The organism is Bacillus sp. FSL M7-1345 (assembly GCF_038006985.1).
Classification (GTDB): domain Bacteria; phylum Bacillota; class Bacilli; order Bacillales; family Bacillaceae_G; genus Bacillus_A; species Bacillus_A cereus_U.
Map to the genome: position 1 here is coordinate 2,550,883 of NZ_JBBOWG010000001.1, position 21,172 is coordinate 2,572,054.

A 21,172-nucleotide genomic window follows, 5' to 3' on the forward strand; every position below is an offset into this window, starting at 1 on the left:
ACCTCCGCTCTATTTACAGAAAATGTGTTTACCGATTTTTTTAATTTGTGGACGAGTCCAAATCCATTTGCTTGTCGCAGTATCTGGATTGAAATAATATAGTGCATTCCCTGTTGGATCCCATCCATTGATTGCATCTAATACGGCTTTTTTCGCATTTTCATTTGGCGTTAAATATATTTGTCCATCTGCTACTGCTGTAAAGGCTCTCGGTTCAAAGATTACACCTGAAACGGTATTTGGAAACGATGCACTTGTGACACGATTTAAAATTACCGCAGCCACTGCAACTTGTCCTAAATAAGGCTCACCACGTGACTCTCCATATACAGCGTTTGCCATTAGCTGAATGTCATTTTGAGAATAACCATTTGGAACATTTGTCCCTTTACTTTGTGGTGGTTTATTTTCTTGCGCAGTACCACCGCTGTTCCCTTTATTAGTTGTTGTACCTTTATTAGCGGTCGACTTATCATACTTTGTTGCCTTTACAAGCATTTGCTTCGTTTTAGCACCCGCTAAACCATCAACTGGCAATCCGAATTTTTGCTGAAAGTTTCGAAGCGCCCAATATGTACCCCATCCGAAAACACCATCAACTTTTCCCGTATAAAATCCGTTATATTTCAAACGAGTTTGCAGTTCAATGACATCTTCTCCAGATGCTCCCCTTTGAATTACTTGATTAGAAAAGGCTTCTACATTTTTGGTTTGTATACTACTTACCATTAAAGATAAGCCAATAAAGGTAAGTAAAACTGCTAGCTTCAAAAAACCTTTTTGACGCATATGTTTCCCTCCTTAAATACAGAATGAATTCATGGTTATGTTTTGTAAATGTGAAGCTTTTATGTAAAGAAGACAAAAAAAGCCAAGCTTATATGCTTGAAGATATATGCACACAATATAAAAAAGAGTAAAAGGAGCTTATTATGAAGTATTTCTTCACACGTATAGCATTCGCGATTTTTTTACTAACAGCATGTTCAAATATATATACTGGTCCATCTATAGTTCACGCACAGCCACCCTATGCAAAATGGGGTAAACTAGCCGTTGAAAAAACGAAAGAACAATATCCGAAAGCTGAGATTATCGATTACCTTCATATAGGTAGAAAACCAAAAACTGTTCAAATAACAGTTGAACAGTTTAAATTATGGCTACGTGAGGGTGGAAAAGAGTATGGTGTTTTTGTGGATATAGAGTTTGATACGAAAACAGAGAAATTTTTAAAGATGTCCTTTCAGAAGACAAATCGGTAAAACAAAGAAACCTCCGTCTTTACATACAGACAGAGGTTTTTTTATGTACTTCTTCCTTAATAAGGATTATTTTTTATATGTAAAGATCGATTTCCTAACATTTTTACTAATCCGCAAATAGCTCCAATTACAACCGCTATTCCGATACTATATAAAAGCACTCTCCCATATCCACCTATTCTCGGATCGAGAAACGGATATGGGTACCAATTCACGAATGGACCGCGGATTAAGCTATATACAACATATAAAAGCGGGAAAACAAGCCAACTCGCAGCCTGTTTCCATGTAACGGCCTTCGTAGGTGGATTTTTAACCCAATCTAAAATCATCGCTAATGGCATGATGTAATGAAGCACAGTATTTACCCACGGTATCGCTGTTTGAAGTGACTCTTCTAATCCCCTTAATAACAAAAAATAAATAAGTCCTGTTGTCAGTATGTATACTGTAGCTGCGCCGCGAAGAACTCCAAACTGCTCGGAACGTCCGAATGTGGCTGTCACCAAGCTACTTAATAGTAGAATTACCGCCACTAAAATATTACTTTCAATTGTGAAGAAACTAAAAAAGTTAACTGGATTGAACGGTTTCACTTGTGCCCTTGTAACAAATTGAGTAATAAGTGCACTAAACGCTAGAAGACTTAATAACATTCTATAAATCGCTATCATTTTTGCACTTCTCATAAAACACCTCATTTCTCTTCTTATTTATGATTGGAATTCTCTTTTATATGCTCTATAAATAACTTTAATGGTACGAGGCCACGTTTCGGCATGTGACTACTAATAACCGCTACGAGCTCTAACTGCGGAATGATAATAATGTATTGCCCTCCGTATCCCATAGCAAAATACATACAATACGGTATGTGAAATCTTTTGTTATGTAATACCCACCAGTGATATCCATATGCTCCGACATGTTCATACGTTTCGAATAGAGCTGTATTTGATTTTTCTAACCATTTCGATGATACAATATCATTTCCCTTCCAATAGCCATTGTTCAAACATACTTTTCCTAACTTTAATAAATCTATAGATTTCATTTTCATACCAAATCCGCCAACATATATACCTTGCGGGTCTTGTTGCCACTCATACTCCGTAATGTTTAACGGCTCAAATAAATACTTTTTCGCGAATTGCTCCGTCGACATTCCAGTTGCTTCTTGAATAATGTAACTAAGTAAATGAGAAGAGCCTGAATTATAATTCATTTTCGTACCCATTTCTTCAATGAGCGGCTTTTCTAAAATATATTGCACCCAATTGTCTGATTCCACAAAATCATTTGGGAAAACAACCCCATTTCCGAACTCTTGCCAATCTTCTCCTGTTGTCATCGTTAATAAATGATACAGCGTTAATTCCCTCTTTTTCTCCGGTACATTTGGAATCCATGTTGTGATTTGTGTATGTATATCATTTATAAATCCTTTATCAATTGCGATACCAATTAATATAGATACGATACTTTTTGTAATCGAATTAATTTTAAATAAGTCATTTGCACAGTCTATCGTTTTATAGTACGCAGTCGTTAATTCCCCTTTTTGATAAACAAGAAATGTATTAACTTTTTTCTTTTCAAATTTATTTTGTAATTGCTCAAAGTTCAAGAAATCTTCCTCCATCTAAATGATTATGTAATATTTGTTGTTCATCTCGTTCTCTCTATTAAATCATATTTGTTTTTAAAACAAAAAAATAAACTTGCCAGCATTTAATAGCTGACAAGTTTATTTTATAATTTCGTTCGAACATTCCAAAGCTCTGGGAAGAAGCATTGATCAAGCACTCGCTTTAAATAAGATACGCCAGAAGAGCCACCTGTTCCCATTTTATGACCAATAATTCGTTCTACCGTTTTCATATGACGGAAACGCCATTGTTGTAGCCAGTCTTCAATATCGATTAATTTCTCTGCAAGCTGATATAAATCCCAATATTTCTGCACGTCCGCATATACTTCTATCCAAGCCGCTTCTACAGTTGCATCCTCTTCGTAAGGCTGCGTAATATCACGGTTTAACACATCTTCATGAATTGGGAATCCTTCTTTAACAAGCGCTTGTATCGCCACATCATACAAACTTGGTGCATGAAGTGCTTTATGAAGACGAGCATGTAATTCTGGGTCCTTTTCATAAATCTTTAATGCATGTGGTGTTTTATAACCAAGTGCATACTCAATCATTCGATATTGATACGATTGAAAACCAGAAGCCTGACCAAGTGAATCACGGAACTCAATATATTCTGATGGCGTTAATGTCGCAAGAATATCCCAAGATTGAATAATTTGCGACTGAATTTTTGATACACGTGCTAACATTTTAAAAGCTGGTGGTAATTTATCTTGTTTAATAGATTCAATTGCTGCATTCAGTTCATGTAAAATTAGTTTCATCCAAAGCTCACTCGCTTGGTGAATAACGATAAATAACATTTCATCATGATGATCTGATAATCTTTGTTGACTAGATAATAAGCTATCTAGCTGTAAATACTCTCCGTACGTCATATTTTCCTTAAAATCAGTGTGAATCCCTTTTTCCATAATTACCTTTTCGTTTTCTTTCATATTAATCAAACGCCCCTTTTATATATTTCTGTTTATATTGGTCTAATAACAGCGCGAACTGGGCTCCCATCTGCATCTGTTAATGCGAGTGGTAAGGCAATAAGTTCGTAATCGCCGTCTGCTACGTGATCGAGTACGACATTTTCTAAAATGTGAATTCCGTGTTTAAATAATTGATGATGTGCTTCTAGTTCTTTATCATCTAAAGGATCAACAGAAGGTACATCTACCCCAATTAAACGAATGCCCTTACTAGATAGAAAATCTGCAATATCAGCACGTAAATACGGGATTTTTTCTGGGAATTCTTGCGCTTTACCATGTGAAGATGTACGTAATAATAATCGCTCTACACCTTCTAATTTAAAACGTTCTAATTCCTTTTTACCGATACTCTCCAGCCCTGACACATCGATAACTCGTGCTGCGCCTACATATACGTGTATATCTAAATCTAACACCTTCTTACCGTCATTATCGAAATGAAATGGTGCATCAATATGAGTACCTGTATGGATACTCATCGTTAACTTTCCGACATTTACTGAACCACTGTCTTCTTTTGACCATGAAACTTCATACGAGAACGGTGTATCCCCTGGCCACGTCGCGATATCATTATTTAGCGGTTGTGAAATATCAATCCACTGCGATGTTTTCATGCTTATGCCACAACCTCTCGCTTATTTTCAAAGTTTTTATATTCTTCATTTTTCATAATTTTCTTTAAGATTTGTACAGAGTTCCATACTTCCTCATACGTATTGTATAAAGCAACAGGCGCAAGTCTAACTCCATTTGGAGCTCTAAAGTCTGGAATCACTCCATTTGCTTTTAACGCTTTACATATACGTGCCGCCTCAGCATGTTCTAAATAAATATGCCCGCCTCGTTTTTCATCCTCTAGCGGATTTCCGATTGTAAATCCCATATCATTTAACTCCAATTGAATTAAATCGAGCATATATCTTGTTATATGTAATGACTTTTCACGTAATCTTTCAATACGGGCATCTTTAAAAATTTCAAGAGAACCGATTAATGGTGCAATACTTAATACGTGAGGTGTCCCTATTTGATAGGCTCCAGCATGATCAGCCGCAGTTAATGAATGTTCCATATCAAACTGCTTATCCTTTCTAGAGCTAAACCAACCAGATAATCCTGGAAGTCTATCTAAATGTTTTTTATTCACATATAAACCTGCAACACCACCAGGACCTGCATTTAAATATTTATAATTACACCATACAGCGAAATCTACATCCCATTCGTTAAAATGATGCGGAATAGAACCGATTGAATGACATAAGTCAAAACCGATATGAATACCACGTTTATGAGCTTCAGCTGTTAATCGCTTCATATCGAGAATTTGTCCGCTTCTATATAGTACAGAAGGCAATAAAATTAAAGCGATATCATCTGTCATTGCCTGAATAATATCATCTTCAGAAAGTGTTCTTCCATCTCGACTTTTCACTCGTACTAAATGCTCATCTGGATCTAAGCCTTTTAAACGAATTTGACTTTGAAGCGCATAAATATCTGACGGAAATGTTAATTCATCCGCAAGAATTTTTGTACGTATTCCTTTCGGCTCATAAAACGTCGCAATAACTTGATGTATATTCGCAGTCGTGGAACCGGTTACAATTGTTTCTTCCGGCAAAGCTCCAATAAGAGGTGCTGTCAATTCACCTAATTTCTCCGAAAGGAAAAACCACGGATGCTCACCTTCAGTCCATCCATCAATTCCAAACTCTTTCCATGAATCTAGCAAAGTAAGTAACGATTTCTCTGCTCTTTTTGAAAGCAAACCTAAAGAGTTACCATCTAAATATATTGTTCCTTCTTTTTTATAAAATTCAGTTTGAAAATCTTTCAGTTCATCATGTTTATCACATTCAAGCGCATACTCATAAGTTGGTTGAAATGGTTCTTTATACATGGTGTCACCTTCTTTTAATTTTCTTTTTATTCTAACTAATTGAAATATATCACTTAAATTGATATAACGTCAATGATATTATGTCAGTTGACTTTATATACGAACTTCTTTTACAATACAATTATATTTTCAGATATTTCAGTATAAAGAGGTGATTCCTTGAAAAACACTACTCTTTCAACAAGAAAACACCGCTCCTTAGAAACGAAAAAGAAACTATTACATTCCGGTTATACTATTTTTATAAAAAACGGATTTCAGAAAACTACAATCACGCAAATTATTAAACATGCAGAAACTGGTTATGGAACAGCATATGTATACTTTAAAAACAAAGATGCTCTCCTCGTCGTTTTGATGGAAGGTGTGATGAATCGCTTTTATGATATTGCTGATCGCTCTTTTTCCCCTCAAACAAAGGCCGAAGCACGAGATATGATTCAGAATCAAGTGCGCGCTTTTTTACAGTTAGCACAAGAAGAAAGAGCTATATTACAAGTTGTTGAAGAAGCAATAAGAACCTCAAAAGAAATACGTCAAAAATGGGATGAAATTCGCGAACGCTTTGTAACACGGATTATACAAGACATTACTCATTCCCTGGAAAATGAATTAGTACGAACTAAGTTAAATAAAGAGATTGTCGCATGCGGCTGGTTCTCTATGAATGAAATGTTCCTTTGGACAATCGTTCAAAATGATAAAAAAATTGATGTAGAAGAAATAGTGTATACATTGACGGAAATGTATACGACGGGGTTATATAAATAGCACATTATAACCTCAAATAAACCGTTACTAAGTATATTGAGTAACGGTTTATTTAAAATATTTTATTAACGATACAAAAATACAAAATAGCGATGCAAGTAAGAGAATAATCCCCAGATTTTTATTCTCTTTTTCATCTTTCTTAAAATTTTGTACCCCCATACCAGCTAACATAAATCCTAGAAGCAATTGTAGAATAAGCATACTTTGTTTCGAACCATCATTCCAACTATAGATGGAATAGACCATTACAATAATTGCGAGTATGAATGTGGTAATTCTAATCATAAGAACACCCCCTGTTTGATTCTATTGTTTTAACCTACTCACCATTCCAACAATAAACTTATACTCAGCTCTACTTTTTCTTACTTTCTTAAAGCCCTCTCTCGTATCAAAAATAAAACACGTTTTCCACAACCAAATTCGTACATATAAAGACTCAAAATAAATAGGTTTTATAATGCCGCGTTCCTCAAATTCAGTTCCGTCTTTATTTTCAGTTTCTGTTCGAACGAACCACCTATTCCCGATTCCAATTTCAATATACTTCACATGTTAACCCCCTTCAGGAAATCTTCTTTCTAACTATTCTATTATTTCCCCGGTAAGCGCACATTCCGACAGAACGTGAGCCCACAAAGAAAAAGCAGATTACAAAAATCTACTTTTATAGCCTAAATTTTTGCATTCGTTTATAAAATGTACTGCGTGGCACAGCAAATAATTTTGCAGCTAATGAAACATTTCCGGTTGTCTTTTCTAGCGCTTCAATCATGCTATAACACTGTAGTTTTCCGTGAAAATTCAGCGTATGTTTTTCTTTATTTCCATTTTGTAACTCAATTTGTTTTTGATTTCCCATCACCTTCTGTAATAAAATGACATTTACGTTCCGCATATTTCCCGTCCATTTATATTTTGAACATTGATTACAAATAACAACTTGTTCATCACTATCAATTACATCTAAAAAGCGGTGAATTACATGTAGTTCGTTTTGATGTATTTGAATGCTACATTCACTTTCAATCACATGAGCAATTGAAGTTAACATACCGAGCATATACCGATGTGAAAACTCAATCGAACAGGAAAAATAGCGTTTTCAACACAATTAGAAAGGCGACACAAATATGTTGATAATTTGAATATCTTAATGAATTTCTTTATGTTTTTTTAACAACACTATATTTTGTATAATGGAACCTACTAAAATACATAACCAAAACCACTTTATCGGATTGTCATTTAAAAAGAATATTGCCACCGCTATTGCGAATAAAATAGTGGATGCTAAACTAATATATAATTTCGTTCTCATCCCCATTTGGCTTCACTCCTCTATCATTTTACAGTACATAGTAACTTTTCATTTTTCATCTCTATTATGTACTCTCGTAAAACATATTCTTTCCCGCCATATTTTTCATACCAGTCATATATTCTTTTAACGTGCATTTTATCACTTCTAATTTTCGTTTCAATTTCTTCATAATCTTCATAACTATCATATTCCCATATTGCAAATACTTCAGTCGTACCATCATTATTATCTTTCATCCAGCGTCCTATTAAACGAGAACCATATTTTAATTGATTAGGTAAATTAGTATCATTGAAATGATTATTAAATATTTCTATGAATTCATTTTTTACTACATAGTACTTCCTTCTGTAAAACATACTTCTTCACCTCTTTTATGAAAAGTATCAGTAAACCTTCCCATTACTACCGTATTATAATACTTACCATCCGACAGCTTTTTATCATTTTTCAGAATACCTTCTACCCCAAAACCTAAATTTTTATAAAGCTGAATGGCTTTCTCATTTGTCTCTAGCACTTGTAATGCTATCTTTTTCACTGCATTTTCATCAGCCCAATTAATAGATTGTTGTAATAGGCACTTACCCATTCCATATCCCCAAAACTCTTTTAAAATACAAACTCCGAATTCTACTTTATGAGATAATCTCGTTAAATCAGATCCTTCACATCTCGAAAATCCAACGACACGGTTATGAACTTCCGCAACTAAAAAGAGATTTCTTGTTTTTTTACTATCCGTTTTTATTATTTCCTGGAATCCCTTCGTATCTATAAATCCCTCTCCAACTTCTCTATCCATATTTTCAGTTTCTCCATCGATCTGAACTCGTATTTTCGATAACTGCTCTGCATCTGTCTCAGCTGCAGAACGAATTGTATAAGTTAATCCATTTATATGAAACTCTTGTCCTTTTATAATCATTTCAAACTCCTTTTAAATGCAGTCTATTGGCGCTATTACAATTTGTTTACCTTGTTTCTCAAATTCTTGAATAGTTTCTTTACTAGCCTCTTCATCTGTTATTATAAGGTCAATTTCTTTAAGTGACTCTCCTTTTATAAAGCAGTCTATTCCGAGTTTATTATGAGGAGCTAAACAAATATTTCTTCGAGCGATTTTGCTTACTGTTTTTCCAAAATGAGCAACTTCCGGTGTTGCAGTACTTATACCATGTAATGAAACTCCACCACCTGTAGAAAAATAAAGATCAATAGTAAAACTACTAATCAATTCCGAGGCAAGTGTATCAGTAATATTTCCTGAAGGTTTTACCTTACCACCAATTAAATACACTTCTATGCTTTTATATTCTCGTAACGAACTAGCTATCTCTATAGAATTCGTAATAACTGTAAATGATGTTTCGGGTAAAAATTTTAACATGGCACAATGAATTGAAGCCCCACCAATAAAAACGGAATCTCCTTCTTGTATATAAGAAGCTGCGATTTTTGCAATTGCATCCTCATGTTTAGAGCCATTACTATAACGTTTAGATGGCTCTGCGGCTAAGTTCCTCACTCGGGCAAACTCTATTGCACCTCCATGAGTTCTTTTTAAAAAACCATCCTTCTCCATAATAGATAGATCTCTTCTTATAGAATCAATAGACATATCAAATATTTCTGCAAGATCTTTTGCGATTACTCTTCCGTCTTTTTTAAGTAGCTCTAAAATTTTCTCTCTACGCTCTTCAGTGAACATGTTCTCACCACCTTTATTGAAGATTCTGAAATTTAAACTTCATGTTAATTATATGCACGTTTCTTCCGTTTTACAATATTTTCAATTCTTATTTCCCCAGCTTTATGCGAGTTTTTTCTCTCTTTCTATTTCATTAATTTTAATACCAAATACATGCATATTTGCATATTCCACAAAAATACTTCCATTTATTTTCCTGCCGATGTAAAATTATTCCTATGTTTTACTTTTTAATACAGAAAGGAATTACTATGAAATCTTTAATTAAAGTAACTTGTACAGCATTAATATTTACAGGAATAATGGCAGGATGTAATAGCAGTGCTACACCAAAACAAGAAAAGAGCGCTCTCGAAAAGAATGCAATGCATTATGGGGAAATATTTAAAAACGGATACTATAGAGCAACAGTTGAAAATGCAAAATTTGAAAAAATAGACAAAGAGTGGCGTCTTACAGCTCGTGTTACAATTAATAATGCTCGTGCTGACGGACAAACAATAGATCTTACAGAAATAAAATATTTCATAAAAGATGAAAAAACTGGTGAAAAATATGAAGGTGAATTTATACAAAATGAGAATGCTGAAAAGGTTCCATCTGATTTCTCTTTAACTACTGACATTGTATTTAATATGAAAAATTCACCAAAAGATTTAAATAATATGTATTTGTACATAGATAGTAAAGTTGCTCCATTAATAAATACATATTGGAAGCTTGATAATCTAGTATCTAAATAAAAAGACCAGTCTTAAATGACTGGTCTTTTTACATTCAAGTATTCAACTTCCAATAACATTTATATTGATTTTCTAATAACAACTTGAATAACATGAGCTAAGCCAGTATGTCCTTTCCCTTCAATTCGCTCTTGTTCTCCATTAAAGAAATGAATAACCTCATGCCCTTCACACCAAGTAAGAATATCAATTGGATCATACAGCATATCAATATCTTTTTGCCCACCAGTACCATAATTTAATTGTTTTTTCGAATAAACTTCAAACATTATTAATCCACCAGGCCTAATCGTATAAATCATTTTATTCAATACCATTTTTTGATTGTCAGCATGAAAATGTCCAAATGCCATAATTGCCGCATCGAATTCATTATCTGGCAAACTATCAGTTAATAAATCTACCTTTTTTGTATGCACGTTTACGTCATACTTCTCGGCTAACTTTTTTGTTTTTTCTAATCCACTCTCAGAGTAGTCAATAGCAGTCACTTCGTGGCCTTTTCTTGCTAGAAAAACAGCATTTCTACCTTCTCCCTCTGCGAAAGCTATTACTTTATTATAATTTGCCAAACGAAATGCTTGTTCTTGAATAAACGTATTAGGTTCTTCCCCATAATAATATTCATCCGATTTAAATTGATCATCCCACATGTTATTCATCTTCTTCTCCTCCTTCTAAATGCTAGTTAGAACCGCTCATCTGTAATATCACTATTAATAGCAATCGCCGCTTTATTTCCCTGTGATGCAGCAATAATTAATGACGATGGCCCTTGAGTCGTTGTTTCTCCTGCTACGTAAATATTTTTTTCTGAAGTACGACCAAAATCATCTATTACAAAAGTTTCATTACTTTGCAGTTCACAACTAAGTTGTTCTAAAAGTTGATTTGGCCTAAAAAAAGTAGGTACTATAAATCCACCGGCTCTTTCAATGTGCAAACCTGAATGAAACTCTACTCGCTTTAAATAACCCTCTTCACCTTGTAGTGAACGAATAGGCTCTGTAATAACTCTTATATTTTTATTACACAGTTCATCCATGAAAGGCTTACTTAACTCATTACCATTTGTTGCGATTACTAAATCCGTAGACCAGTTATAAACTAATTTTGTCATATGCAACGTATAATCTTCGTTTTCAGAAATAATAATAAGAGGTTGGTCTTTTAATTCCCATCCATCACAATACGGACAACTAAATAAACTTTTTCCATAGAATTCCCGTACTTCAGGAATGGATGGAAATTCTTCCTGTATACCCGTTGCTAATAAAACTCTTTCCGCCAAATATTTTGTATGATCCGATGTCACAATCTCAAATAAACCAGTGGATTGCTTCGTTATCGTTAAAACTGTTTTTTCATAATAATGAATCGATGAATACTTCTTCAAATCATTTAATCCTAATTCCTTAAACTCTTCTGGTTTAATCCCGTCACGTGTAATAAATCCGTGAGACTTTTGCGTTACACGATTCCTATTCGTTTTATTATCAAATAACGCTATTTGTTTACGAGCTCTCCCTAAAACTAAACTTGCATTAAGCCCTGCTGGACCAGCACCTATAACAGCACAATCAATAAATTTCATAAATAAAAACCCTCCAATAATTAACATTTATATTAAAGGTATTAAAGAGCTCTATTATCTTTAATACCTTTAAAAAATAAAAGCAGATCAAAAATCCACCGTTATTTTCTTCGTAAGATCTGCTATTTTTTGATTTTTTAGCTCTTCTTCCATTTTCCCCTCTGCTTCAAGCATTACTTCATTTATTACACATCCAGGTTCATGATGCAAACAACATTCAAATAATGATGTTTTCCCTTCAATAGCATGTATAATATCTAAAAAAGAGATATCTTCCCAATTACTGCTAAGTGAATAACCACCTTTAGGTCCTGAGGATGAATGAATCATGCCTTCCTTAGTCAACTTTGTTAATATTTTTGACAAGTACGTAGGTGAAACTTTTTGCATTTCTGCTAATTGATGAACACTAACGAGTTTATTTGGTGTAGCCTTTGCAAGAAAAAGCATTGTATGAAGAGCATAATTTGTAGCTTTAGAATATTTCATATTGTAGACTCCTATTGTAGACTTCGTGTATCTACAATAACTTTATTTTTTTATCGTGTCAAACATTTGTGATGCACCTACAGGGTTATCCCTTTTCGATTTGTACATCCTCTGCACAAATTATCACCTCTTTAAATGGACAATCAAATAAAACACCCAATTCAAAACCATCTTCAGTAAGCTCTATTTCATGATAAAGCCACCAAGCACCTTCAAAATTCTCCCGCATAGAACATTTCGTCACACCTGTAAAAGTTACTTGAAGTTTATCGAAATCACTAAAAGTACCACTACAATCCAAAAATATAGTTAGTGTATCTTTTGATGTTCTCTCTGTTGAGAGAACCACACTATCATGTAGAGAGAACTCATGAAGTTGAATGACATTTGACGGAAGATTTTTCTTAATAAAATTAAAGTGTTCTATATAGGATTGATCTAAATGAGTTATTCTTTTCTCGTAATCCTCGTTCCACTCCAGCAAAAATTTCTTTAATTTATCGGGCGGACATTCTGAATTAATTGTGTTGTTATGAATATACGGATGCAGTGACTCAGGAAGAAACTTTAATAATTCTTCTTTCCTTTCTTCCACCTCTTCTTTCAAACTTTGTTTATACTCTTTCTCCATCTCTTCCCATTCTTCTATCGACTCTATGAATTTTACAAATCCTGAAATTTGCATTTCTTTATACCAATCTCTTGTGAAATATTTCAATGACATCTCTCCTAAAATATTTTAACATCCAAGAAAAGCAATATATTTATTTATTATATCATTCCAATAACCATTTTTTCTAAAGAAAAAATGTAAAACTGCAAATATTCCGCCTATTATTTCTAAAACTTCAGAATATTTACAAAATTATAAAACTAGATTACATTTTACTAGTACAAGATTTTCCTGTACAAAAATCTAAACAAAAAAAGGGATGGTTATATGTTGAAGAAATTAGTAGCAGGGACATTAGTAGCAGGTTTTGCATTAACTGGAGGATTAGGAGTAGTAAGTGCTGCAGAAAAAGATAATACAATTAAATCATTTGATTATTTAAAAGTTGATGAAAAGAATGTTAATTCATTCACAAAACTAAGCGATCAATCAAAAAAAGACATCCAAATTACTATGGTACTACCTAAGCAAAATGAAAATGGAGATTGGTTAGCTTATGGCTTTACTAGCAGAGAAACATTGAATGCTTTTATTGAAAAGGATAAAAAGGCACTTAAAAATCAAATTAACCCCTTAGGTAGTGGTGCTGGTAGTACCGATTTTTATGAGCATCAAAATAAAGGTGGACAGTATATTTATTGGAGCAGCGGCTTTAAAAACCTACCTTCTAGCTGGAACGACAGAATTTCTTCTGTAAGTACAGCTTCACCTTCTGCAAGTTATTCAACAACGCTATGGGAACATTCTTCAACTCAAGGATATGGAAAAGGTGTCTCCTTTAGACACTCTGATTGGTATGGTCAAACTGCTAATTTAGCTGCGGATTGGAACGATATTACTTCAGCAATTGAAATCAAATAGCAACAGGGCATTTCAATTGAATAGTTGGAACTACATTTTTATAGTTTCACACAAATTGCTACTTAAATATTATTAGATAGTAGAAAGACCAGTCATTTTAGACTGGTCTTTCTACCTTCAAGCGTGCACAGCATGTCTTACGGCCTACAATAATGCTTCATGAATTGCTTCAGATAAATTAGAGAACCATTACACTATTCACTATCAAAACTCTTCTGTAATTTCCGAATGTAAATAATTTGACCAATATGATACGCATTATGAGTTGTTACATTAGCTAATACTTCCCACCACTTCGCAGATACAGGAAATCCAATTACATCACTTTCAACCTTGTCTTCATTTATGAGATTTTGCCATTGTAACAGTTTCTCTAATAGTTTTTCTCTTAACTCTTCAAATGTTTGATTATCTGATAGCATAAAACTTTTGTTATTATCACCAATAGCGGGCACGGCATTAACATTTGATTCTTTATACCTTGTTTGCCACGTCGAGTTCCAATACAGTAAATGTTGTACAATTTCAGCTATACTATTACTCTCTTCATTCGGTTTCCAGAAAGCTTCTCTCTCAGATAAATCCTTAACTGCATCTGAAAACGGAATATACCAACTAGGATCATTCGCATTTGCTAATAACTGATCTGCTAAAACATCTTTAACATGAAACATTTTACTTCCCCCCGTTAAAAAGATTCATTTCAAGACAATACTCACTTCTCTATATACGCTGAGTTTGCAAAATCCCCTCTTTTTAGCCTCAATCCCAAACATATGCACATAAAGAAACCGAAAGCACCTAATCCATAAGCTGTTGTATAACCACTTTCCCCGATAATCCATCCTGCAAGTCCTGGTCCAATCATTTGACCAACTGCATAGAAAACGGATATAAAACTAATTGCCATTGAGACATATTTCGGAGATACTTGCTTTGAGGCAGCAACTTGAATTAATAAAAGGATACCTCCGAGGCTGGAACCCCAAATAATTGCCGACATGATAAAGCCAATGATATGTCCAAATATAATTGGAATCATATCACCTATTACAGCTAATAAAAGTGAAATACATAACGTCTTCTTTATACCAATCCGATCCGAAATCAATCCCCAGACAGGAGCTCCTACGATTGAAAACATACCTGCAATCGCATAAACAGTTCCCGAAATTGATGCCGAAATACCATTATCAATCATAAAACTAGTTTGATATAAATTTGGAATTAAATAAACAACTCCAACAATAAAATACATCCATGCAATGATGTATAGCTCTTTCGTTTTCCATAAAAACGACTTATTATTCCTTTCCCCCTCATCTTCAGTAACTTCTGGATTTTTCAAAACAATTGAGGAAACGAATACAACAATACATGTAATAACGCCAAACAAAAGCCATGAACCACGCCAACTATACTCTGGAAATGTACGTACTATATAAGGAACAATTATTCCACTAAATAGCATGCCTATGCCAGCACCGCTTAATAACAGCCCCATTGCAGTTCCTCTTTTTTCTGGAAACCATCCTACTGTTATTGACATGAGTGGTGTATATACAAGAGCACTTCCAGCTCCAGCACATAGCATAAAAATAGCAGCTATCCAAACTGAAGGAACAAATGCTAATCCTATTAAACTTACAACGACGAGCCAACTCCCTATTAATAAAACTGATTTTGCTCCAAAATGAATGGTGAGTATTCCAGATGTTCCGACTGTTAATAAATAGCCTAAAAAGAGTATCGTTCCTAGCATACCTGATTGAGCTGTAGATAAATGGAGTCCTTCTTGCATAAACGGCAATATAATTCCATATGCCATACGTGCAAAACCCGTCGTTGTTATAATAAGAAACATTCCTGTTAATACAAATATCCAAAAATGACGCTCCTTCTGCTCTTTCATTTAAATCCCTCCATAAAAAGTTATTTCCAATTGGATGTTGATTGTAATTATAATGACCATTACAAACAGCAACTACCAAATGACGGAGGAGTTTACGGTATAGCGGATTATTCCTGTTTTACGTTAATAAATAAGTAAAAATTTTGATGGATTCATTCCATACTTTTTACGAAATAACTCTGAAAAATGACTGACATTATTGTATCCAACTGCAAATGCCGTTTCGGTCACATTACTATTTCCCGAACGCAGTAAATCTATCGCATGTTCCATACGTTTTTCTCGTAAATATGCAAATGTGGACATCCCAAATAATTCTTTAAACCCAATTTTTAATTTATAATCATTTAATTCTACTATTTTGGCCAATTCTAATAATGATGGGGGTGATTCCATTCGTTGAAGTAAAATTTCTTCAGCTTGTTTTATTTTATTCAAATCCTTTTTTGATAATTGACTCCTTTTATTGGCGTCACAATCATTAAGCAACACTCTCCCAAAATGTATAGAAAGCAATTCGAGCGCTTTACTTTCTATTTCTAGTTGATTAATACGATCCTTTTGGGGATGCTCTATCATTCTCTTAATAATATTAGATGTTATAGAATCAATTGGATTTTGAAACTTTTTAAAAGGTTGATTTCCTAATATAGAATGAAAATCAAGACTTTTTTCAATAGCATTATTCATCATGAAATGATTAAACAATTGTACAGGAATCCCAATCGCTAATGAATATAGAGGCGTTTCTTTTTCATATTCAAATAATACATCAAAATCATTCATAAAATATAAATAGCTATTTCCAGTCATTAATTCATACGAAGAATGACCAACTTGCACTTCTCCGAACCCTTGTAAACAAAAATTAAGCTCCACCATTGCTGCATCAGATGCAAACTGGATGCGATGATTTTTATGAAATTGATAATTTGATAACACAATTTCCATTCCTGAAAACGAAGTCCATCTTCGTATTTCACCCTTACCTATTGTTTTGGGCATATTCATATGTCTTTCCTCTACAACTTGTAAACCATGAAAATATTTATGAAAAATATCATGAAAACCGTTAGTCTCCATGAAATCCACCCTCCTTTTATGTAAAAACTAAAATTAATTGATAATCATTTTCAATTATAACAAATATCTTTATACAATAAATAGATTTTATCCCCATAACTCGTTATGATAAAAGAAAAAGAAAGCGAGCGACCAATGAATAAAAAAATCGCGGTTATTACAGGGGCATCAAGTGGATTCGGACTATTAACGACACTTGAACTTGCGAAAAAAGACTATTTAGTCATTGCTACAATGCGAAATCTTGAAAAACAAGTAGACTTAATATCTCAAGCTACTAAACTCAACTTACAGCAAAACATAAAAGTTCAACAATTAGATGTAACAGATCAAAGTTCTATACATAACTTTCAATTATTTTTAAAAGACATGAATAGAGTAGACCTTCTCATTAATAATGCAGGATATGCAACTGGAGGCTTTGTAGAAGAAATTCCAGTAGAGGAATACCGTAAACAATTTGAAACGAACCTTTTTGGAGCTATTTCAACCACTCAACTTGTCTTACCATATATGAGAAAGCAGAAAAGTGGAAAAATCATTAATATAGGCAGTATTAGTGGCCAAGTTGGATTTCCTGGTTTATCCCCTTATGTATCTTCAAAATATGCATTAGAAGGCTGGAGTGAATCGCTTCGCTTAGAAGTAAAACCTTTCGGAATAGACGTTGCCATACTTGAACCTGGTTCTTATAACACGAACATATGGGAAGTTGGTAAACAATTAGCTGAAAACCAATCTGATACAAACTCTCCTTACAAAGAATATATGGATAAAATACAAAAACATATTAATAGCGGCAGCAATACATTTGGTAATCCGATAGATGTTGCCAATAAAATCGTTGAAATTGCCGAAGCGAAACGTACTACATTAAGATATCCAATTGGAAAAGGTGTCAAATTTATGATCTTTGCGAAGAGAATTCTTCCATGGAGATTGTGGGAGTTTCTTGTTTTGAGGAGTTTTAAGAAGATGTAACTTTAACACGAATAGTAACCATTTATCATCTTTCAGATAAATGGTTACTATTTACTTTATGATCTCAACATTTGTACCATCAATACCTATTATTATAAGTGATTGCTCTTTATATTTTTCACGAATCCATTTTAAAATTACGGTAAAATCCAAAATAATCCATCCTCTTATATCTCTCGCATCAATATTTTTTTATTATGTAGCTGGTGGAACGAAGTAAAATAGCATCGAAGTCATAAAAATAAATGCAAATAATCCAATTATCGAAAAAATATATTCTTTCGATTCTCTATCATACTTCCATTCCATCCATGTCCTTAGGATCCACGTAACCCCTAAATAAGTGAAAATGATAAACCAAATATTAGTGCTTTCGAATTTAAAGATGTAAATAAAACTAATTATTAAATATACAAAAAGCAGTCCTATTTCCAATTTTTTATGTAAGCTATTTACATATTTATTATATCCCCAAAACCCGCTCTTTGGCATATTCAATTTTTTTCTTAAAAATCGATCCAAAAAGTAGCCCGCTATACAAAAAACAAAAATTATAATCCAAAATGTATAGGTTCTCAATATCATCCCTCCTATTACTTCATTGAATTGTTTAAAATAAAGTGGACTATATTAACGGTTATTGAACGAGTATTCTTGAATGATCTTCATTAAAAATGATCGCCTCTGCACATAATAAAGGTCTTTTCATTTCTTCTCTCCTTCTTGCTTTAAATTCATACTATATTAAAGGAAGAAATATAGTATGAACCCTGTTATTATTAATGCTGCAACTCCTAATAATGAAATCAAAAACTCACGCGATTCCTTATCATATTTCCACTCCATATATGATTGAAATCCATATAACGTAATAAAAAATAAAAGAGGTACATAGCCCATAAATATACGATTTGGAAGAAAAGTGCTTATAGTAATAACAACTATATAAGAGAAAATGATAATTCTATTTCCCCACTTATGTGTATCATTCACATATTGGTTATTCCATCCTTTTTGTTTCGGTATATTTAACTGTCTTCTCGCTATTCTTTCAAAAACCAATAAAGATAGCACCCATAAAATTAATAAAGCTATTTTTGTAATTGACAGAAAATCCTTCCTTTTTATTTTTTTACTTTAATTTTCTCCGGCTGATCACTCGGATACGTAGCATATGCATCATTTTCATAATCCCAACTAATAATGGTAGCACTATCTCGTCCTAATTGATGATGAACGTGTTCTAACACATTATGAATATTTTCTTTTAGCCCAATATTATTTCCATTCATATCATTATAAAGATTTAATGGTGTTTCATAACAGCGTTCCCCGCATTCTAATACCCCATCTGTCACCATTACAATTCGATTCTTTCCAGTACGTAATTCACGAATTCCTGAAGAATAGCAAGGAACGAGTAAATCAAATGTGTTTACATTTCCAATCCATTCGTAAAAGTGGCGTTGATTCAATGCATATTGTCCTAATTTATGTAATTCTTCATGAAATACATAAACCAAGCAATCACCTATGGAAAGCCACCATATGTAATTTTCTTTTCTTACGCATATTAAGCAAGCAGTTTCACCTTTTACTTTTTCGCACTTTTCTTTAAATGAGCGGGATTGAAAAATCGCAAGTATATAATTTTCAACAGATCGAAATACGGTTTCAAGTGATTCTTTCATAATCACTTTTATATTTTCATATTCTTTTTGAATTGTATTTACTACTAAATCTACACTTTCTGCACTATTATGTCCGTCTAATATAACGGCGAATTCCCAATCACCATTCGACAAAACTAATGCACCGTCTTCATTCTTTTTTGCTCCGGCACTTATATTCCCGCCGTATTTACCAAGTACGATATCACCATATTGCTTTACTGAAACTTCGTCTAAACACATTTCCCTACTTCCAACCCATGAATATTGTGTATTATTTGTTGTATGCATACTCATTTACCATATACTTTCGTATTCTTTCGCATAGTTTTTTGATTTTCTCTGAGTCACCATATGGTGCGCCAGTCCATTTCGCTACTTCAGTTGGTGACCAAAACTCTTTTGGTGTATTCGGATAACGCGGAATAATGTGCATATGCAAATGTGGCACACCATTACCTGAAACGAAACTGTAAATATGTTCTGCACCTTCGCTTTCTTTAAGTGCTTTACTTACTCTACTAGTTATAAGTCCGAACGCTTTCGCTTCTTCATCTGTTAGTTCAGCGAGACCAGGTACATGTCTTTTTATATCAATCATTACATAACCAAGATATATTTCTTCTTTATCCCAATGGACATGTCCAACGTATATGAGAGAATCTTCATAAATAGCACCACCTGGAACTATAATGTTTCCTTTATGTTTTTCGCAAATAAAGCAGTTTTGTTCTGCTTGATTGTTTATTGGCATATCCATCACCATCCTTTTCATATATAATATCATAAAAAAAGGAAAAATAGGTTTTATATTCCGAAAATTCAATCTCTTAAAGTGATAATTTTCACATTAAAATAATTTACAACTCATTGTTTCTTCAAAAGCGTAATCCCCATTCCAACTGCAATCCCAATCGCTATTCCGATTGCTATATTATCAGTAAATACACCAGGAATTACACCAATTACAACACCTATAGCGACACCAATTGTCATAGCATCATTTCTTTTTTTATTTTCAGACAAAATTGCATCTCCTCCCATCATTTCTCCCTATATAATATCTATTTACATAAACGTGGTAATATCCTAATATATTCGCTATTCCACTTGAATATTTACAAAAATGTACTTTAAATATATTACTTTTCCATTTTCCATACATACTCCTCTTATTATGAAAAAATTTTCGAGTAACCATTAAATATACATAGGCATTTACTATAAGAAAGATTCGTAATTCATTTAAGGAGGAACGATTCAAATGCATCCTCATTGGAATCCAAATTTAAATCAACAATATGTTTACTCACCCCATACCCCAAGGAATACACTGCATTATGATTCGCAATACATGATGCAGCGCATCGCAAGCCTTGAAAGCCAATTAGCTAAATTGATCTCTTTAATCGAAGAAAATAATCATTTAATAAAATCAATGGAACAACAGCAAAACCAAGTTTGTGCACCAGCTGGAGGTTCTGTTATTGTTCGGATGTAATTCGAATTCAAAAAAACACACTTTGTTGTATAAAGTGTGTTTTTTGAA

30 protein-coding genes and 1 pseudogene are annotated in these 21,172 nt (G+C 33.4%); 6 read left to right on the forward strand and 25 right to left on the reverse strand.

From position 1 onward, the window contains the following. Positions 1 to 9: 9 nt before the first annotated feature. Positions 10 to 789: a spore cortex-lytic enzyme gene (gene sleB / locus MHB76_RS13160; RefSeq protein ID WP_002161543.1), complete on the reverse strand. Its 780-nt coding sequence runs from the start codon at positions 787 to 789 to the stop codon at positions 10 to 12. Positions 790 to 932: 143 nt separating this feature from the next. Here sleB and MHB76_RS13165 point away from each other — a divergent pair, with 143 nt between their 5' ends. After that, a complete protein-coding gene (locus tag MHB76_RS13165; RefSeq protein WP_002161542.1) occupies positions 933 to 1,265 on the forward strand; it encodes a YqzG/YhdC family protein in 333 nt (110 codons plus the stop codon). A 56-nt stretch (positions 1,266 to 1,321) separates the two neighbouring features. On the opposite strand, the gene MHB76_RS13170 is transcribed toward MHB76_RS13165, so the two are convergent. The 5 genes from MHB76_RS13170 to kynU all read right to left on the reverse strand — a co-directional run bounded on the left by MHB76_RS13170 (position 1,322) and on the right by kynU (position 5,808). Then, a complete protein-coding gene (locus tag MHB76_RS13170) occupies positions 1,322 to 1,954 on the reverse strand; it encodes a Pr6Pr family membrane protein (RefSeq protein ID WP_078173597.1) in 633 nt (210 codons plus the stop codon). Between the two features lie 20 nt (positions 1,955 to 1,974). After that, on the reverse strand, positions 1,975 to 2,892 hold the full coding sequence (locus MHB76_RS13175; protein ID WP_078173596.1) for a serine hydrolase domain-containing protein: 918 nt from the start codon (positions 2,890 to 2,892) through the stop codon (positions 1,975 to 1,977). A gap of 125 nt (positions 2,893 to 3,017) precedes the next feature. Further along, the gene (gene kynA / locus MHB76_RS13180; RefSeq protein WP_002110249.1) at positions 3,018 to 3,857 is read right to left on the reverse strand and encodes a tryptophan 2,3-dioxygenase; all 840 of its coding nucleotides are present in this window, start codon (positions 3,855 to 3,857) and stop codon (positions 3,018 to 3,020) included. Positions 3,858 to 3,889: 32 nt separating this feature from the next. After that, positions 3,890 to 4,519 carry an arylformamidase gene (gene kynB / locus MHB76_RS13185; RefSeq protein ID WP_078173595.1) on the reverse strand — a complete coding sequence of 210 codons (630 nt, stop codon included), beginning with the start codon at positions 4,517 to 4,519 and terminating at the stop codon, positions 3,890 to 3,892. A 2-nt stretch (positions 4,520 to 4,521) separates the two neighbouring features. Next, the gene (kynU, locus tag MHB76_RS13190; RefSeq protein ID WP_070139384.1) at positions 4,522 to 5,808 is read right to left on the reverse strand and encodes a kynureninase; all 1,287 of its coding nucleotides are present in this window, start codon (positions 5,806 to 5,808) and stop codon (positions 4,522 to 4,524) included. Between the two features lie 159 nt (positions 5,809 to 5,967). On the opposite strand from kynU, the gene MHB76_RS13195 reads away from it, so the two are divergent. Further along, positions 5,968 to 6,579, forward strand: coding sequence for a TetR/AcrR family transcriptional regulator (locus MHB76_RS13195; RefSeq protein ID WP_002110252.1), 612 nt, complete (start codon positions 5,968 to 5,970; stop codon positions 6,577 to 6,579). A gap of 48 nt (positions 6,580 to 6,627) precedes the next feature. Here the strand turns inward: MHB76_RS13195 and MHB76_RS13200 are convergent, their stop codons facing one another. The 7 genes and pseudogenes from MHB76_RS13200 to MHB76_RS13230 form a co-directional block, all read right to left on the reverse strand. Further along, a complete protein-coding gene (locus tag MHB76_RS13200) occupies positions 6,628 to 6,867 on the reverse strand; it encodes a YczI family protein (protein ID WP_078173594.1) in 240 nt (79 codons plus the stop codon). A gap of 21 nt (positions 6,868 to 6,888) precedes the next feature. Continuing rightward, on the reverse strand, positions 6,889 to 7,134 hold the full coding sequence (locus tag MHB76_RS13205) for a DUF3977 family protein (protein ID WP_002110254.1): 246 nt from the start codon (positions 7,132 to 7,134) through the stop codon (positions 6,889 to 6,891). A gap of 115 nt (positions 7,135 to 7,249) precedes the next feature. Next, a pseudogene (locus MHB76_RS13210) lies at positions 7,250 to 7,519 on the reverse strand (helix-turn-helix domain-containing protein); the annotation flags it as partial. Between the two features lie 216 nt (positions 7,520 to 7,735). Next, complete coding sequence (locus tag MHB76_RS13215; RefSeq protein WP_002161534.1) at positions 7,736 to 7,909, reverse strand: hypothetical protein; 174 nt, start codon at positions 7,907 to 7,909, stop codon at positions 7,736 to 7,738. A 17-nt stretch (positions 7,910 to 7,926) separates the two neighbouring features. Next, complete coding sequence (locus MHB76_RS13220) at positions 7,927 to 8,265, reverse strand: NIPSNAP family protein (protein ID WP_002161533.1); 339 nt, start codon at positions 8,263 to 8,265, stop codon at positions 7,927 to 7,929. After that, positions 8,238 to 8,834, reverse strand: coding sequence for a GNAT family N-acetyltransferase (locus tag MHB76_RS13225; protein ID WP_002200272.1), 597 nt, complete (start codon positions 8,832 to 8,834; stop codon positions 8,238 to 8,240). The genes MHB76_RS13220 and MHB76_RS13225 overlap by 28 nt, the downstream gene beginning before the upstream one ends. Before the next feature lie 12 nt (positions 8,835 to 8,846). Next, a complete protein-coding gene (locus tag MHB76_RS13230) occupies positions 8,847 to 9,617 on the reverse strand; it encodes a DeoR/GlpR family DNA-binding transcription regulator (RefSeq protein ID WP_078173591.1) in 771 nt (256 codons plus the stop codon). A 251-nt stretch (positions 9,618 to 9,868) separates the two neighbouring features. Between MHB76_RS13230 and MHB76_RS13235 the strand changes: the two genes are divergently transcribed. Continuing rightward, complete coding sequence (locus tag MHB76_RS13235; RefSeq protein WP_002032698.1) at positions 9,869 to 10,360, forward strand: hypothetical protein; 492 nt, start codon at positions 9,869 to 9,871, stop codon at positions 10,358 to 10,360. A 59-nt stretch (positions 10,361 to 10,419) separates the two neighbouring features. Here MHB76_RS13235 and MHB76_RS13240 read toward each other — a convergent pair whose 3' ends face one another. From MHB76_RS13240 to MHB76_RS13255, 4 genes are all read right to left on the reverse strand, one after another. Further along, positions 10,420 to 11,022, reverse strand: a complete 603-nt coding sequence (locus MHB76_RS13240) for a class I SAM-dependent methyltransferase (RefSeq protein ID WP_340986779.1) — start codon at positions 11,020 to 11,022, stop codon at positions 10,420 to 10,422. Positions 11,023 to 11,048: 26 nt separating this feature from the next. Beyond that, entirely contained in the window at positions 11,049 to 11,954 is a 906-nt protein-coding gene (locus MHB76_RS13245) for an NAD(P)/FAD-dependent oxidoreductase (protein WP_078174713.1), read from the reverse strand. Positions 11,955 to 12,041: 87 nt separating this feature from the next. Next, positions 12,042 to 12,443: an Rrf2 family transcriptional regulator gene (locus MHB76_RS13250; protein ID WP_078174712.1), complete on the reverse strand. Its 402-nt coding sequence runs from the start codon at positions 12,441 to 12,443 to the stop codon at positions 12,042 to 12,044. Between the two features lie 85 nt (positions 12,444 to 12,528). Further along, the gene (locus tag MHB76_RS13255) at positions 12,529 to 13,161 is read right to left on the reverse strand and encodes a DUF4085 family protein (protein ID WP_078174711.1); all 633 of its coding nucleotides are present in this window, start codon (positions 13,159 to 13,161) and stop codon (positions 12,529 to 12,531) included. 222 nt (positions 13,162 to 13,383) lie between these two features. Between MHB76_RS13255 and MHB76_RS13260 the strand changes: the two genes are divergently transcribed. Continuing rightward, positions 13,384 to 13,977, forward strand: coding sequence for a hypothetical protein (locus tag MHB76_RS13260; RefSeq protein ID WP_000914462.1), 594 nt, complete (start codon positions 13,384 to 13,386; stop codon positions 13,975 to 13,977). 194 nt (positions 13,978 to 14,171) lie between these two features. Here the strand turns inward: MHB76_RS13260 and MHB76_RS13265 are convergent, their stop codons facing one another. The 3 genes from MHB76_RS13265 to MHB76_RS13275 all read right to left on the reverse strand — a co-directional run bounded on the left by MHB76_RS13265 (position 14,172) and on the right by MHB76_RS13275 (position 16,972). Continuing rightward, positions 14,172 to 14,651 carry a DinB family protein gene (locus MHB76_RS13265; RefSeq protein ID WP_002110268.1) on the reverse strand — a complete coding sequence of 160 codons (480 nt, stop codon included), beginning with the start codon at positions 14,649 to 14,651 and terminating at the stop codon, positions 14,172 to 14,174. 41 nt (positions 14,652 to 14,692) lie between these two features. Beyond that, a complete protein-coding gene (locus MHB76_RS13270; protein WP_002161527.1) occupies positions 14,693 to 15,889 on the reverse strand; it encodes an MFS transporter in 1,197 nt (398 codons plus the stop codon). 123 nt (positions 15,890 to 16,012) lie between these two features. Next, a complete protein-coding gene (locus tag MHB76_RS13275; protein ID WP_340986783.1) occupies positions 16,013 to 16,972 on the reverse strand; it encodes a helix-turn-helix transcriptional regulator in 960 nt (319 codons plus the stop codon). 135 nt (positions 16,973 to 17,107) lie between these two features. Here MHB76_RS13275 and MHB76_RS13280 point away from each other — a divergent pair, with 135 nt between their 5' ends. Continuing rightward, positions 17,108 to 17,953 (forward strand): oxidoreductase, encoded by an 846-nt coding sequence (locus MHB76_RS13280; RefSeq protein WP_206775087.1) that lies wholly within the window; start codon positions 17,108 to 17,110, stop codon positions 17,951 to 17,953. Positions 17,954 to 18,148: 195 nt separating this feature from the next. Here MHB76_RS13280 and MHB76_RS13285 read toward each other — a convergent pair whose 3' ends face one another. The 5 genes from MHB76_RS13285 to MHB76_RS13305 form a co-directional block, all read right to left on the reverse strand. After that, positions 18,149 to 18,532 (reverse strand): DUF4181 domain-containing protein, encoded by a 384-nt coding sequence (locus tag MHB76_RS13285; RefSeq protein WP_001261511.1) that lies wholly within the window; start codon positions 18,530 to 18,532, stop codon positions 18,149 to 18,151. Positions 18,533 to 18,697: 165 nt separating this feature from the next. Further along, positions 18,698 to 19,015 carry a DUF4181 domain-containing protein gene (locus MHB76_RS13290; RefSeq protein WP_078174708.1) on the reverse strand — a complete coding sequence of 106 codons (318 nt, stop codon included), beginning with the start codon at positions 19,013 to 19,015 and terminating at the stop codon, positions 18,698 to 18,700. Between the two features lie 62 nt (positions 19,016 to 19,077). Continuing rightward, the gene (locus MHB76_RS13295; protein WP_176108027.1) at positions 19,078 to 19,914 is read right to left on the reverse strand and encodes a PP2C family serine/threonine-protein phosphatase; all 837 of its coding nucleotides are present in this window, start codon (positions 19,912 to 19,914) and stop codon (positions 19,078 to 19,080) included. Further along, complete coding sequence (locus MHB76_RS13300; RefSeq protein WP_078174707.1) at positions 19,898 to 20,398, reverse strand: HIT family protein; 501 nt, start codon at positions 20,396 to 20,398, stop codon at positions 19,898 to 19,900. Before MHB76_RS13300 ends, MHB76_RS13295 begins: the two co-directional genes overlap by 17 nt. A gap of 92 nt (positions 20,399 to 20,490) precedes the next feature. Then, positions 20,491 to 20,667, reverse strand: a complete 177-nt coding sequence (locus tag MHB76_RS13305; protein WP_078174706.1) for a septum formation initiator — start codon at positions 20,665 to 20,667, stop codon at positions 20,491 to 20,493. 220 nt (positions 20,668 to 20,887) lie between these two features. On the opposite strand from MHB76_RS13305, the gene MHB76_RS13310 reads away from it, so the two are divergent. After that, entirely contained in the window at positions 20,888 to 21,124 is a 237-nt protein-coding gene (locus MHB76_RS13310) for a hypothetical protein (RefSeq protein ID WP_016105064.1), read from the forward strand. Positions 21,125 to 21,172 lie beyond the last annotated feature (48 nt).